The organism is Paraburkholderia sp. (genome assembly GCF_049581445.1).
Classification (GTDB): domain Bacteria; phylum Pseudomonadota; class Gammaproteobacteria; order Burkholderiales; family Burkholderiaceae; genus Paraburkholderia.
Genome location: NZ_JBAURZ010000117.1, coordinates 1 through 13,972, shown reverse-complemented (window position 1 = coordinate 13,972; position 13,972 = coordinate 1). Strand labels below are relative to the sequence as shown.

Here is a 13,972-nt window from a genome sequence, read left to right as displayed (position 1 = left end):
TGTTTACTCCTGAGAGGGGGCACGGCCAGCGCGCGCACCGTGAAGGGCCAGCACTGCATCCACATAAGCGTGTGCCTGGCCGACATATTGAGCCGGATCGAGCAGGTGCTTCAACCGCTCAGCCGAAAGATGTTGAGTGATCGCAGGATCCGCCGCGAGCACATCGAAAAGCGTCTTGCCGGACTGGACCGCCGCTTTCGACGCACGCTCCACCAGATGATGCGCATCCAGCCGGCCGATGCTGTCACCGAGCGCGAGCATGACCGATTCGCCGAGAATCAGCCCATGCGTCGCGTCGAGATTGGCAGCAAGGCGTGCGGGGTTGACGTCGATCCCGCTGACAATCTGCTCGATGTGGGCGAGTGCGCCGCCGCCGAGCCGCGCCAGATCGGGCAACGCATCCCATTCGGCCTGCCAGCCGCCGAGCGCACGTTCGTGCTCTTGCACCATGCCCGCCATGACGGTGGCGACGAGGCCTGGCGCCCGCGTGGCTGCAGTCAACACCGCCGCGCAGCCCACCGGGTTACGCTTGTGCGGCATGGTCGACGAGCCACCCTTGCCCGCCGAAGCCGGTTCGGCAAGCTCGCCAATTTCGGTTTGCATCTGCAGCGAGATATCGCGCGCGATCTTGCCGAGCGTGCCAATCAACATGCCGAAGAACGCTGCCGTTTCCGCCATGCGGTCACGCTGCGTATGCCACGGCAACGTCGGGATAGTGAGGCCCAGTTCTTTGCCCAACGCCTCCGTCACCGCTGGCGCCGCGTCGCGCAGACTCGCCAGGGTACCCGCCGCGCCGCCAAATTGCAGCACGAGTACGCGTTCATGCAGTGTGGCGAGGCGTTCCCGGTGACGCAGCAACGCGTCGAGCCACTGCGCGAATTTCAGGCCAAGTGTAATGGGCAGCGCCTGCTGCAACCAGGTACGGCCAATCATCGGCGTGGCGCGGTGTGTGCGGGCCAGCGTGGCGAGCGTCGCGCAGGTGGTGTGCAGATGCTGATCGAGCAGGTCGAAGGTATCGCGCAACTGCAGGACGGTTGCGGTGTCGATGATGTCCTGGCTCGTCGCGCCCCAGTGAACATACTTCGACGCTTCCGCGTCCGCCGCCTTGACGCGCGCGGTCAGTTGCTTGACGAGCGGAATGGCGAGATTGCCGCCCAGCGCGGCGTCGTGGACGAGTGCTTCGGCGTCGAGCTGGTCGGCCTGGCACGCTGCTTCGATCGCGGCAACCGCTGCTTGAGGGATCACCTGATGCGCGGCCGAGGCCCGTGCGAGCGCCGCTTCGACATCGAGCATCCGTTGCAGCGTCGCGCGGGGCGACCAGATGTCGTTCATCGGCTGCGTGCCGCAGAGCAGACCGGTCAGACGGGCGCTGGCTTCGAGCATGATGGAATGGCTAAAACGAGGCAGAAGAACATATCGTCCACGCGCGCGGCACGGAACGCAAGCAAAGCAACGCGCGCGGCGTGCGACAGACTCGTCTGCCGACGCCGCACCAGGATTGCCAGGTCAGCGCGGATCAAGCGGCGCGCGCGGCCTGGGTACCGTCGATCAGCGGTACGCCCGTCAGCTTGTGCAGCGCGTCGAAGTCGAGATCGGTGAAGATCTCGCGGACCACGAGGCCGTCGGCGGTGACGTCGATCATCGCCAGATCGGTGTAGATGCGATCGACGCAGGCCACGCCCGTCACCGGGTAGGTACATTCAGCGGCAATCTTGCTCTCGCCCTGCTTGGTCAGGTGTTCCATCATCACGTAGACCTGCTTGGCGCCGATGGCGAGGTCCATTGCACCGCCCACCGCCGGAATCGCGTCAGGCGCGCCGGTGTGCCAGTTCGCGAGGTCGCCCTTGGCCGACACCTGGAACGCGCCGAGCACGCAGAAGTCCAGGTGACCGCCGCGCATCATCGCGAACGAATCAGCGTGGTGGAAATATGCGCCACCGGTCAGCAGCGTGACGTGCTGCTTGCCGGCGTTGATCAGTTCATCGTCTTCCTCGCCGGCTGCAGGCGCCGGACCCATGCCGAGCAGACCGTTTTCGCTGTGCAGGAAAATTTCCTTGTCGGCGCCCAGGTGGTTGGCCACCAGCGTCGGCACGCCGATACCGAGGTTCACATACGCGCCTTCAGGAATGTCCTGGGCGACGCGCTTTGCCATTTCATCGCGGGTCAGTTTTTTCATCTCAGGTCTCCTCAGGCGGCAGCGGTTGATGCGAGTTCGGCTTGATGCTCGGCTTGCGGCACTTCGATCACGCGTTGCACGAAGATACCCGGCGTGACGATGTCTTCAGGGTCGAGTTCGCCAAGCGGCACCACTTTCGACACCTGCACGATAGCCGTCCTGGCCGCGCTCGCCATGATCGGGCCAAAGTTGCGCGCCGTTTTGCGATACACCAGATTGCCCCAGCGGTCGCCCTTGAGGGCCTTGACCAGCGCGAAGTCCGCATGCAGCGGCGACTCCAGCACGTAATGCCTGCCGTCGATCAGGCGGGTTTCCTTGCCCTCGGCGAGCTTGGTGCCGTAAGCGGTAGGCGTGAAGAAACCGCCAATGCCCGCTCCTGCCGCGCGGATGCGCTCGGCCAGGTTGCCCTGCGGCACGAGTTCGAGTTCGATTTCACCGGCCCGGTAAAGCGCATCGAACACATAGGAATCGCTCTGCCGGGGGAACGAGCAGATGATCTTGCGCACGCGCCTGGCTTTCAGCAACGCCGCGAGGCCGATATCGCCGTTGCCGGCATTGTTGTTGACGATGGTGAGTTCGCGCGCGCCTTGCTCGATGAGTGCGTCGATCAACTCGGAGGGCATGCCTGCCGTGCCGAAGCCGCCGATCATGACGGTTGCGCCGTCTTGCACATCGGCCACGGCCGACTGAAGTGACTCGAAAATCTTGTTGATCATGTCGAATTCCTTTGGGACGTTTCGCACCGCGCCGCTTCAGCCAGAACAACCAGCCCGACGGGATAGCCGCTTTGAAGCGAAACGCGGACGGTCTCCACGTCCTGGTCATGGCGCGCAAACCCGAAATGGCCACACGCAATTTGTTCGTTAGATGAACAGTGATTCGTTTAGCGAACGCATTGGCGAATTATGAAAGGCGCCTGTTCTGCTTGTCAAGGTGGGGTTTCCATAATCCCCCTTTGTGACGCGTCTTGCAGCAAAACATGAAATGGGGGCGTTTGCTCCTGGCAGCCTTGGCCGTGGGCCCTGAGCGCCTTTGCTTTATCCATGGCCAGGCTGTCTGGCCCGATCCCACGCCACTGGTAAATCTTCCGATCCTATAAGCAGACGCTTCCGAGTATTTATCTTTCTCAGGATAGATATGATCTTGATGTAGCGAGCAGGCACATCGAAGTCATCACTGGGCAATCAGCGGTAAAGGCGTCTGGCACGCTGCCAGCTTTTCGCAACTCGCTTAGCCATCCTTATTTAAATAGCACAGCGAGCTCCCTGTGCATACTACGGCGCCTCCACCGGCCAGATCGCAACGTGATGCCGACGTTGAAGCAGGACCGCCACCAGAACGGCGGAATAACCAATACAGAAGACAATGGACGGTCTATGAAAGAAGAAACAATCAGAGGGACATGTACCGGATTCGCAAGGGCTACCGGTCGAATCCATGCGGCATGGATCAACATAAACGAATCCCGGTTGATGGCCGGCATCGGGTCCATCGCACTTTCGCTGGCACTCGCCGCTTGTGGCGGTGATGGTGGAATAGACAGTGTCGCGACTCCTGCTACCAAAGCGGCGGCGCCGGTCGAGGCAGCTGCCAGTGCTGCCAGTTCGAAAACTGTATCGCTAGCCATGTCGCTAAAGATGAATTCGAGCGCACTGACGGCCGACGCTCAGACTGAGCGCTTCATTATCAAGTATAAGAACGGCACCCCTGAACAAGGAGCAACGTCTGCTGTGCAGACGGAACTCGACAAGCTGGCGACTGCCCTTCCGGCGAAAGCGCACCACTTACGGCGTATGGGTATCGGCTCGGATGTCGTCACAACCGAGCGCGCACTGAACACTGCCGATGCGAAGGCATTCATGCGAGCTATCGCTTCCGATCCCAATGTCGAGTATGTTGAGCCGGATGCCGTGGCCACCATAGGCTCATCACCGAATGATCCGCTGTATGGCAAGCAGTGGGCCCTCAGTTCAAATCAGACGCCGGGAACGACGACTCCGGGCATACGCGCAGAAGGTGCATGGGATCTGGCGAGTGGCGCGGGTGTCGTAATTGGTGTGGTGGACAGTGGGATCACCCGCCACAGCGAACTGAACGCCAATGTGCTACCTGGCTACGACTTCACCGGCAGCAATAGGGGCGGAGACGGCACGCAACCAGGCAATATGCCCGGCGAGAATTGCTCTATCACCTGGCATGGAACGCATATCGCCGGCATCATGGCTGCCGCAACCAACAATGGCGTGGGTATCGCGGGAATTGCTCCAGCAGCCAAACTGGTCTCTGCCAGAACGATAACAAACTGCAACGGCGGCTTCATCTCCGACATCGCGGACGGTATTACCTGGGTGGCAGGTGGAACTGTGGCAAACGCCCCGGTCAATCCGAACCCCGCGAAGGTGATTAACGTCAGCCTCTACGGAAAGGGAGCCTGCCTGACATCGCTGCAGAACGCGATCGACTATGCTACCGGCAAAGGGGCCATCGTCGTTGCAATCGCTGGCAACTATGGAACCGATGCATCGAACGTTCAGCCCGCGAACTGCCGCAACGTCATTACGGTCGGAGCAATCAATACAGATTCCTCGAGATGGGTGGATTCGGACTTCGGCCCGATTGTTGATATCGCGGCACCCGGCACGATCATCTGGTCTACCTATAACAATGGCACTACATCACCGGGCGCCGAAGGCTATGGCATTCTCGATGGGACGTCACAAGCCGCGCCCATGGTGAGCGGCGTGGCTGCACTGGTGCAATCCATCGCGCCGAAGCCTTTAACGGTTGCTGAAATGCGGGCGCTCATGCAACAGAACGTACAGCCATTTACGCAAAAGCCGGATCAGCCAATCGGCGCAGGCATTCTGGATGCAACGGCAACGGTCAAGGCTGCCAAGGCGGGAAAGATTCCAGCAGCCGCAGATTTCAACTGCACCGAGAGCACAGCGTTGATGCAGGTTACCTGCACAGACCTCTCGACTTCGCGCGGCGCGTCCATCAGTTCGTGGGCCTGGAATCTGGGTACCGGTGGTGCCGATATGATTCGCACGCAGTCGGTCAATGCATGGTCGAACTATGACTATCCGGGCACGTACCAGATCAGCCTGAAGGTCACCGACAGCACCGGCGCCGTTAGCACGCTGACACGCCCGTTTCAGGTGCTGCCCCCCACGCTCACCGATCTAAGCGCGGGTGTCGCCATGTCTATTTCGGCAAAAAACGGCGAAATGCAGAATTACGATCTGGTGGTGCCTTCGGGGGTAAAGAGCCTGACCTTTACGGTGACGCCGGCGACCTCCAGCCAAACCGCCATTCTGGACATTAGAGCCGGCACGCCCTCTTCGCTCCACCCTGACTGCGAATCGATCATGGTGAGAGGAGGCGCGGCGACCTGCACGATCTCCAATCCGACACCTGGCACTTACTACGCCATCGTCAGCGCCAACACAAAGTTGAGCGACGTATCTCTTCTGGCTAGTTACACGCAATAGAGCGTACACCTACACTCAGTCCCTGTGCCCCTGCTATGGACCGCAGGGGCATATCTGCCGGCGCATAGGCAAACAGAACCCGTCGATTGAACCACTCCGAATGTCCCAACCTCTCCTTGCGAACCAAGACGCAGCGAACGCGAACGAACTGCTTGCGCTCGCCGATGCCGACTTCGCCGGGCGTCGTATGCCAGAGGCGATTGACGGTTACCGAAAGGTGCTTTTCGTACGCCCGTGTGATGTGCATGCTTTGCATCGCATATCGCTAGCGTGCGTGCATGAGAATGATTTCGACGAGGCGTACACATATATCCAGCTTGCGCTGACGGCTGCCCCCAAAAATGCTGAACTATGGGAACACGCGGGCCTGATGGCGGCATCCAGACATGACTATATCTGCGCTGAAGCGTTCTATCGCCGGGCCATCGATATTGCGGGAGGTACAGCGACGCTACACCGGAATCTTGCTGATTGTCTGCTGCAGTCACGGCAGTTACGGGAGTCCAAAATCGAATACAAAAAAGCCGTCCAGATAGAGCCACGTCTGCATCATGCGATTCGCGCCATCGCCCGGATCAGCGGGGAACTCGGCGATACCGATGACGCGGCAGACTACTCAGCACGGGCGTGGGCGATTGATTCCTCAAACCCGATGGACGGGATTGACACGGTTGAAGCGCTCGCAAAAGCCACCAGGATTGCACGACTCGATGAAGTAGTTGCGCAACTCCGCGCCCGCTTTGCAGACAACGCCGACGTACTGGAAGTGCTAGCTCATGCGCTCTACAAACATGACCGCTTTAGCGCGGCGCTCGATGTTGCGAGGCAGGGACTGTCTATCGATCCAACGCGCGCCCCATTTCACCACTATGCGGCGCTTGCATTGAGCACTTGCGGGAACATCGTTGAGAGCATGCCGTACAGTATGGAAGCGGCTCGACTCTGGCCGGACAACGCAGTGATGCAATATCAGCTTGCCGGTGCCCAGCTTGCTTGCGGTCAGTTCAAGGAAGGCTGGACAAGATCTAAAGCGTACTACGCACTCCCTGGTAGCAAAGCCAGTGTGCTTATCCCGCTCGGCATTCCGGAATGGAGCGGCGAACGAGTAGCGGGATGCCAGTTTCTTGTCGTCGGCGAGCAGGGGGACGGCGATAAGTTTCAGTGCATCAGGTTTGCCGAATGGCTATACCGTCGAGGCGCAACAGTCGATTTATTGACAACCAGACCGGTAGCACAAGTAGCGGCGACCATGAGGTGCATCCGGACTGTGTTTTCTTCCGAGTCGCCAACCGGACCTTACGATTACTGGACCCATCTACTAAAGATACCGGAGCATATGGGCCTGGACTTGTCGACTCTGCCAGGCATCTCTATCCCATACGTGTTCGCGCCGCCCGAAAAGGTGCGGCACTGGCGAACTCACATTGAAGCCGTCTCACCGGCCCACACTCACGTGAAGCGCCGTCGCATCGGCATCGTGTGGGCTGGTAGGCCAACCTACGTTTTCGACCGGTTCCGGTCTGTCTGGCTAGATGCCTTCAGGCCGCTTTTCGCGTTGCCGGGAACGACGTGGTTCTCGGTGCAGAAAGGCGATCGCGAGCGCGAAAGCGAGGCGCTGTCGAATGAGTTTGACATCCATACATTAGGACCCGCGATTGAAGACTTCATCGATACGCTCGCCATACTTGAAACGCTCGACCTGGTGATTACCGTCGACACCTCCGTTGCTCATCTCGCGGGAGCTGCGGGCCGACCGGTGTGGGTCCTCGTGCCCGCGTATCTGGAGTGGCGATGGCTGGTTGGTCGCACGGATAGTCCGTGGTATCCGTCCATGCGCCTCTTCCGTCAGCGCGAACTCGGCAACTGGGAGCCTGTCATCGAAGAAGTACACCAGGCCCTGCAGGAGTGGAACCCCGGGCCTTAAAGACGATTCTCGGCGCTTTCCCCAATATCCGGCTGTGCGATTTTAGAGCTACCTTCTATTAGCTATGAGGATAATGCCCGTAAGTTAATGTCCGAACGCGCCCGGAATGTCCGAACTCGACCTGAACCTGATCCCCTACCTCGTTGCGATGGAAGAAACCCGCAACGTGAGCCGCGCTGCGGAACGGCTAGGTGTCAGCCAGCCGCGCGTCAGCACCGCGCTCGGCCGCTTGCGTGAGTACTTCGGCGACCCGCTGTTCGTGCGCACCTCGCGCGGCATGGAGCCGACACCCCGCGCGCAGGCCTTGATTCCCGCTGCACGCGAAGCGTTGATGCGCATCGAAAAAGGCATGCTCGATGCGCAGGACTTCGATCCGGCCACGACGACCCACACCTTCTCCATCGCATTGTCCGACGTTGGCGAGATCGTGTTCTTGCCGCGTCTGCTGCAACTGTTCGCACAACGCGCACCGCATGCGAATCTGCGGTCGGTCTCTCTGCCGCACGCGCAAATCGAGCGCGGCCTCGAAGCGGGCGACGTGGATCTGGCGGTCGGCTATTTTCCCGACCTGTCAGGCAACAACTTTTTTCGGCAGCGGCTTTTCACACACCGCTTCATCTGTCTGCTGCGTAGCGATCATCCGCTTGCCAGCGCGCCGCTCACCCTCGCGCAGTTCGTCGCGAGCGGACATGCCGTCGTGCGCGCTGAAGGCCGCAGCCAGGAAGTGCTTGAGCAATTCCTCGAGAAGAAGCGCATCCGGCGGCGTGCGGTGCTGGAGACTTCGCACTTCATGAGCCTGCCTTTCATCCTCGCGCGCACTGATCTGATTGCCACTGTGCCTCATGCCATCGGGTTTGCGTACGTATCCGAACACCCGTCGATTACGCTCGTAGAGCCGCCACTCGAGTTGCCGCGCTTCGATTTGCGCCAGCATTGGCATCGCAAGTTTCATAACGATCCCCGCGCGAGCTGGCTGCGCAGCGTCATCGCCGAACTGTTCAACGACGCCATGGACGAGTGGCCGAAATAGCTCGCGCCGCACGCCAGGCCGCCGACATCGGCGAAGCGTTGGGCACACGCCACCTCGCAAAACATGGAAGAATGACCGCCTGAATTGCGCCGGTGCGCAAGCCGTGAATTCACGGCCTCACAGAATGACAGGAGTAAAGGGATGATCAGCAAGGCAAAGAAGACCACGAAAAGCGCTGTCCCGACCCGCCCTGTCGACCGCCCGACCCGCGAAGAAGCCGAGGATGCGGTTCGCGTGCTGCTGCGCTGGGCTGGCGACGATCCGCAGCGCGAAGGCCTGCTCGACACGCCGGCGCGTGTGGTGCGCTCCTATGAGGAGTTCTTCGCGGGGTACTCGGTCGACCCACGCGAGATCCTCACGCGTACCTTCTCTGAAGTGGATGGCTACGACGAGATGATCGTGCTGAAAGACATCCGCTTCGAAAGCTATTGTGAACACCATATGGTGCCGATCATCGGGCGCGCGCACGTCGCTTATCTGCCGAAACATCGCGTGGTGGGAATTTCGAAGCTGGCGCGGCTCGTGGATGCGTTTGCCAAGCGTCTGCAGATTCAGGAAAAGATGACCGTGCAGATCGCGGATACGCTCAATGAAGTGCTGCAACCGGAGGGCGTCGGCGTGATTCTCGAAGCGGCGCATCAATGCATGTCGACCCGCGGCGTTCACAAGGCGGGCGCAACCATGGTCACCTCACGCATGCTCGGCACGTTTCGCACGGACCCGTCGACACGCCGCGAATTCCTGTCGATCGTCGGGAATCCCGGTGTGGTGGCGGTGGCCAATACCTAGGCGATACCTCGTCGGTACCCGGGCAATATCTACGCGATATCCAGGCAACACCGCGTCAATACCTCGGCTTTGCAGACCAACGACGGCCCTCACATCAATGCCGCCCTTCGTCGTGGCGCTCTCCTTCGCGAATCTTGCCCTGCGAGACGCTGCTGCCTGGAGGCACGCTATGCGTAAGCCATACATTGCCGCCAATCACCGAGCCGCGCCCGATGGTTACCCTGCCGAGAATAGTCGCACCGGCGTAGATCACCACATCATCCTCGACGATCGGATGCCGTGCATTGCCCTTGATGAGCGCGCCGTCGCCGTCGGCCGCGAAGCTCTTGGCGCCGAGCGTCACCGCCTGATACACACGCACGCGCTCGCCGATGATCGCCGTCTCGCCGATGACCACACCCGTGCCATGGTCAATGAAAAAGCTGGGACCGATCTGCGCGCCCGGGTGAATGTCGATGCCGGTTGCCGAATGTGCAATCTCGTTGATAAAGCGCGCCAGCAGCGGCATGCCGAGGCGGTGCAACGCATGCGCAAGCCGATGGTGCGTCATGGCCCACACGCCCGGATAGCACAGAAGCACTTCGGTGATGTGCTGTGCGGCTGGGTCGCCGGTATAGGCGGCCTGGATATCGCTCACCAGCAGCGCACGGATAGCAGGTAATTGTGTGCCGAATTCGCGCGCCATCTCGAACGCGAGCGTGCTCAGCGCGCCGTTGGACGTCTCCGCGTGCTCGGGCAAAAAGCGCAGCGCCCTGCGAATCTGCTCGGCGAGTAGCCGCAAGGTGCTTTCTAGCGTGTGGCCGACGTAGTAGTCGACTGTTTCATCGGTCAGATCGGGCGCGCCGTAGTGAGTCGGAAAGAGCGCGGCGCGCAAACCGGTGACGATACTGGTCACCGCCTCGCGTGATGGCAGTTCGCGAATGCCGAGTGGATGGCGCGTGCGATGCAGTTGCTCGCGCGACGCGCGCAGATCCGCAACGATCTGATCGAGGCCCCAGTTGGGCGAAGGTGCGTTTGACATGATGAGGGACCGCGGCCGTGCGGCAAGCCCGGCTTAGAGTGAATTGTCCCCAGAGATTACCGCGTTTTTCTGCCGCTCGTGCAGCGTGGGCTTCGTGGGTCGATCCGCTTCTGCAACGGCGCGAGCCGTGTCACATCGTCATGCTGCTCGCGTCGATCCAGCGCACGGCCCAGTCGCGCGCATGCGCGATAGCAGCGGCTTCGTCGGCAAAGCGGAAGTCTGTTGGGAAAAAACGGTTGGCCACCAGCTCGCCGTCACTCGAACGGGAGATCACTACATAGGGTTGCCATGTTCCGTCGCCTGCGCGCGCCGGCGCGCAGTTCAGCAAGTAGCCGCGATGTGTAAATGCAGCATCAAAGTGCATGTGTCACCCGCCCTGACTGCCTCGTATGATGGTCCGAGCAGCGCGTTATTGTGTCTAACTATGTCTCTTGGCCACGCTGGCGACGGCCTGCAAGCGACCGTCAATTTAACCGCGCGTACTCGTCGGAGTAAGATCATACTCTGTAGAAAATACGCGTTGATTAAAAAAAAATCAAAAAAATGAAGGGCGCTTGAAGGGCGCGCCAGCCGGAGGGCGCGCTTCAACCCAGTCGGCTCCGGAACAAGTTTTGCTGCTATTTCAACCATGTCGTCTTCAAAGGAGAAAGCATGATGAACAGCAATGACGCAAGCAAAGCATCGGATCCCACCCGCCTGCCAGGCGCAGGCGGCCCCAGCAGCGCGGAGCTGCACAACGACCGCACCCACGACAGCACGGTGGATACCGACGGCAAGAATCTCGAAGCCGCGCGCATCGCGGGCCATAGTGCGATCGGCCCGGATGAAGTTACTACCAGCAATGCGACGCTCGTCAACAGCGTCCCCGAAGCGCGCGACGGCCTCGGCGGCTTCGACAGCCGCGTTGGCGGCAATCGTTTGCTGCTCGCGCTGGAGCCCGGCTGTACGGTGATCGACAAGGGCATGAGCGCACCGCAATCGGAATACGCTGAAGACCACCAGTTTGACGAGCCGCGCCCGATAACCAGCCGCCAGGACCGGGGTCGCATTCACTTCGCCCTCAACCATATGCGGCCCACCCGCGTCATTGAGTTGCGGCGCACGAAGTAGCAATTTGCCCATCACTCACATTCAAAGGCAGCAGATGAAAAAGATCGTCGTAATTGGCGCAACCGGTACGCTCGGACAAGCCGTGAGTACCGAACTCAAGGCGCGTCATGAGGTGATCGAGGTGGGCGCAACGCGTGGCCAATACCAGGTGGACAGCACCGACCCCGCGAGTGTCGAGAAGCTGTTCCGCGAAATTGGCAAGGTGGACGGCGTTGTTACGACCATCGGCAAGGTGCATTTCGGTCCGCTGCCGGAAATGACCGTCGAACAGTTCTGGATCGGTCTGCGCGACAAGCTGATGGGGCAGATCAACGTCGTGCTGATCGCGCAACCCTACGTGAGTGACGGCGGTTCGTTCACGCTGACGAGCGGGATCCTCGCAGAAGAGCCAATTCGCCTGGGTGCGAACGCCACTACCGTCAATCTGGCGCTGGAAGGGTTCGTGCGCAGCGCGGCGATCGAACTGCCGCGCGGCATCCGCATCAATGTGGTGAGCCCGACTGTGCTCAGCGAATCGATGGAGGACTACGCGCCATTCTTCCGCGGCTTCGAGCCGGTGACGGCGCAGCGCGCAGCCCTTGGCTACCTGCGCAGCGTGGAAGGCGCACAGACCGGACGCGTGTATCGCATCGGTTTGTGATTCAGCGAGGACGTTAGCACGGCTATTCGAAGGACGTCGCTTCGAACAGCCGCGCCGTACGTACGCTTAGTGAATCTCCGGCTCGCCGCTTTCGACCGTGCCGTCGCGCTGCAGGAAGTCGAAGTCGCAGCCCTTGTTCGCCTGCATCACGTGAACCTGGTGCATCGCGCCGTAGCCGCGCGTAAAGCGCGGTGCCGGCTCGACCAACGCCGCCTTGCGGCGCGCCAGTTCCTCATCGGACACCAGCACGTTGAGCTTCCTCTGCGGCACGTCGAGTTCGATCATGTCGCCGTCCTGCACCAGCGCAAACGGCCCGCCAATGAATGACTCCGGCGCCACGTGCAGCACACACGCGCCGTAGCTCGTGCCGCTCATACGCGCATCGGAGATGCGCAGCATGTCGCGCACGCCCTGTTGCAGCAGTTTCTTCGGAATCGGCAACTGACCCCACTCGGGCATGCCCGGCGCACCCACCGGACCCGCGTGCTGCAGCACGATCACGCAGGTCTCGTCGATGTCGAGCGCGTCGTCATCGATGCGCGCAGCCATGTCGTTGTAGTCCTTGAACACCACCGCCCGGCCCGTGTGGACGTGCAGCTTCGGATCGGCCGCGCCCGGCTTGATCACCGCGCCATCCGGCGCGATATTGCCGCGCAGGACCGCCAGGCCGTTGTTCGGCAGCAGCGGCGTGGCGCGGCGGCGGATCACGTCGTCATTGAAGATCTGCGCGCCTTCCAGGTTCTCGCCAAGCGTGAGGCCGTTCACCGTCTTCTGCGACCGGTCGATCAGCTCGCCCAGTTCGGCCAGCATCGCCTGCAGCCCGCCCGCGTAGTAGAAATCCTCCATCAGGTATGAACCCGTCGGGCGGATGTTCGCCAGCACCGGCGTTTGACGCGAGATGTTGTCATAGCGGGCCAGTGTCAGATCGACACCGGCGCGGCGCGCCAGCGCAATCATGTGCACGATCGCGTTGGTCGAACCGGATAGCGCGAGACACGTGGTCACAGCGTTATCGATCGAACCGGCGGTGATGATGTCCGAGGGCTTGAGGTCTTCCCACACCATCTCCACGATGCGCATGCCGGTTTTGGCGGACATCTGCGCATGACGCGAATCCGGCGCAGGGATCGACGCAAAGCCCGGCAGCGTGAAGCCCAGCGCTTCGGCCGCGCTCGTCATGGTCGAGGCCGTGCCCATGGTCATGCAGTGGCCCGGCGAGCGCGCAATGCCGCCTTCGACGCCCTGCCAGTCCTGCTCGGTAATCTTGCCCGCGCGCAGGTCGGCCCAGTACTTCCACGTGTCCGAACCGGAGCCGAGCGTCTTGCCGTTCCAGTTGCCGCTCAGCATCGGGCCGGCGGGCAGGAAGATCGTCGGCAGGTCCATCGACACCGCGCCCATCAGCAGCGCGGGCGTGGTCTTGTCGCAACCGCCCATTAGCACGACGCCGTCAGCCGGATAGGAGCGCAACGTCTCCTCGGTTTCCATCGCGAGGAAGTTGCGGTACAGCATCGTGGTGGGTTTCTGGAACGGCTCGGAAAGCGTCTGCACCGGCAGTTCGATCGGAAAACCACCCGCCTGCCAGATGCCGCGCTTGACTTCCTCGACACGCTGCTTGAAATGCGTGTGGCACGGGTTCATCTCGCTCCACGTGTTGAGGATCGCGATCACCGGCTTGCCCGCATATTCCTCGCGGCTGTAGCCCATCTGCGCCGTGCGCGAACGATGGCCAAACGAACGCAGGTCGTTCACGCCATACCAGCGATGGCTGCGCAGTTCTTCGGGGGTCTTTCT

The 13,972-nt window shown here is 61.2% G+C and carries 12 protein-coding genes; 6 read left to right on the top strand and 6 right to left on the bottom strand.

Annotated features, from left to right (window positions below):
* Positions 1–3 precede the first annotated feature (3 nt).
* The 3 genes from WCA85_RS10695 to WCA85_RS10685 all read right to left on the bottom strand — a co-directional run bounded on the left by WCA85_RS10695 (position 4) and on the right by WCA85_RS10685 (position 2,892).
* A complete protein-coding gene (locus WCA85_RS10695) occupies positions 4–1,383 on the bottom strand; it encodes a 3-carboxy-cis,cis-muconate cycloisomerase (protein ID WP_424063645.1) in 1,380 nt (459 codons plus the stop codon).
* A gap of 133 nt (positions 1,384–1,516) precedes the next feature.
* Positions 1,517–2,176: a 3-oxoacid CoA-transferase subunit B gene (locus WCA85_RS10690; RefSeq protein ID WP_424063644.1), complete on the bottom strand. Its 660-nt coding sequence runs from the start codon at positions 2,174–2,176 to the stop codon at positions 1,517–1,519.
* An 11-nt stretch (positions 2,177–2,187) separates the two neighbouring features.
* Positions 2,188–2,892, bottom strand: coding sequence for a 3-oxoacid CoA-transferase subunit A (locus WCA85_RS10685; protein ID WP_424063642.1), 705 nt, complete (start codon positions 2,890–2,892; stop codon positions 2,188–2,190).
* 660 nt (positions 2,893–3,552) lie between these two features.
* On the opposite strand from WCA85_RS10685, the gene WCA85_RS10680 reads away from it, so the two are divergent.
* From WCA85_RS10680 to folE, 4 genes are all read left to right on the top strand, one after another.
* Positions 3,553–5,667, top strand: coding sequence for a S8 family serine peptidase (locus WCA85_RS10680; protein ID WP_424063640.1), 2,115 nt, complete (start codon positions 3,553–3,555; stop codon positions 5,665–5,667).
* A 187-nt stretch (positions 5,668–5,854) separates the two neighbouring features.
* Positions 5,855–7,591 carry a hypothetical protein gene (locus WCA85_RS10675; RefSeq protein ID WP_424063638.1) on the top strand — a complete coding sequence of 579 codons (1,737 nt, stop codon included), beginning with the start codon at positions 5,855–5,857 and terminating at the stop codon, positions 7,589–7,591.
* Between the two features lie 106 nt (positions 7,592–7,697).
* On the top strand, positions 7,698–8,621 hold the full coding sequence (locus tag WCA85_RS10670; protein ID WP_424063636.1) for a LysR family transcriptional regulator: 924 nt from the start codon (positions 7,698–7,700) through the stop codon (positions 8,619–8,621).
* A 141-nt stretch (positions 8,622–8,762) separates the two neighbouring features.
* Positions 8,763–9,410, top strand: coding sequence for a GTP cyclohydrolase I FolE (folE, locus tag WCA85_RS10665; RefSeq protein ID WP_424063634.1), 648 nt, complete (start codon positions 8,763–8,765; stop codon positions 9,408–9,410).
* Positions 9,411–9,504: 94 nt separating this feature from the next.
* Here the strand turns inward: folE and epsC are convergent, their stop codons facing one another.
* Together epsC and WCA85_RS10655 are read right to left on the bottom strand one after the other, a co-directional pair.
* On the bottom strand, positions 9,505–10,431 hold the full coding sequence (epsC, locus tag WCA85_RS10660) for a serine O-acetyltransferase EpsC (RefSeq protein WP_424063633.1): 927 nt from the start codon (positions 10,429–10,431) through the stop codon (positions 9,505–9,507).
* Positions 10,432–10,561: 130 nt separating this feature from the next.
* Entirely contained in the window at positions 10,562–10,795 is a 234-nt protein-coding gene (locus WCA85_RS10655; RefSeq protein ID WP_424063630.1) for a hypothetical protein, read from the bottom strand.
* Between the two features lie 290 nt (positions 10,796–11,085).
* Here WCA85_RS10655 and WCA85_RS10650 point away from each other — a divergent pair, with 290 nt between their 5' ends.
* Both WCA85_RS10650 and WCA85_RS10645 read left to right on the top strand, forming a co-directional pair.
* On the top strand, positions 11,086–11,541 hold the full coding sequence (locus WCA85_RS10650) for a DUF3005 domain-containing protein (protein ID WP_424063676.1): 456 nt from the start codon (positions 11,086–11,088) through the stop codon (positions 11,539–11,541).
* Positions 11,542–11,575: 34 nt separating this feature from the next.
* Positions 11,576–12,181: a short chain dehydrogenase gene (locus WCA85_RS10645; protein ID WP_424063628.1), complete on the top strand. Its 606-nt coding sequence runs from the start codon at positions 11,576–11,578 to the stop codon at positions 12,179–12,181.
* 66 nt (positions 12,182–12,247) lie between these two features.
* On the opposite strand, the gene araD is transcribed toward WCA85_RS10645, so the two are convergent.
* Positions 12,248–13,972, bottom strand: a 1,725-nt coding sequence (gene araD / locus WCA85_RS10640; RefSeq protein WP_424063626.1) for an L-arabinonate dehydratase, incomplete at its 5' end; no start/stop codon positions are given.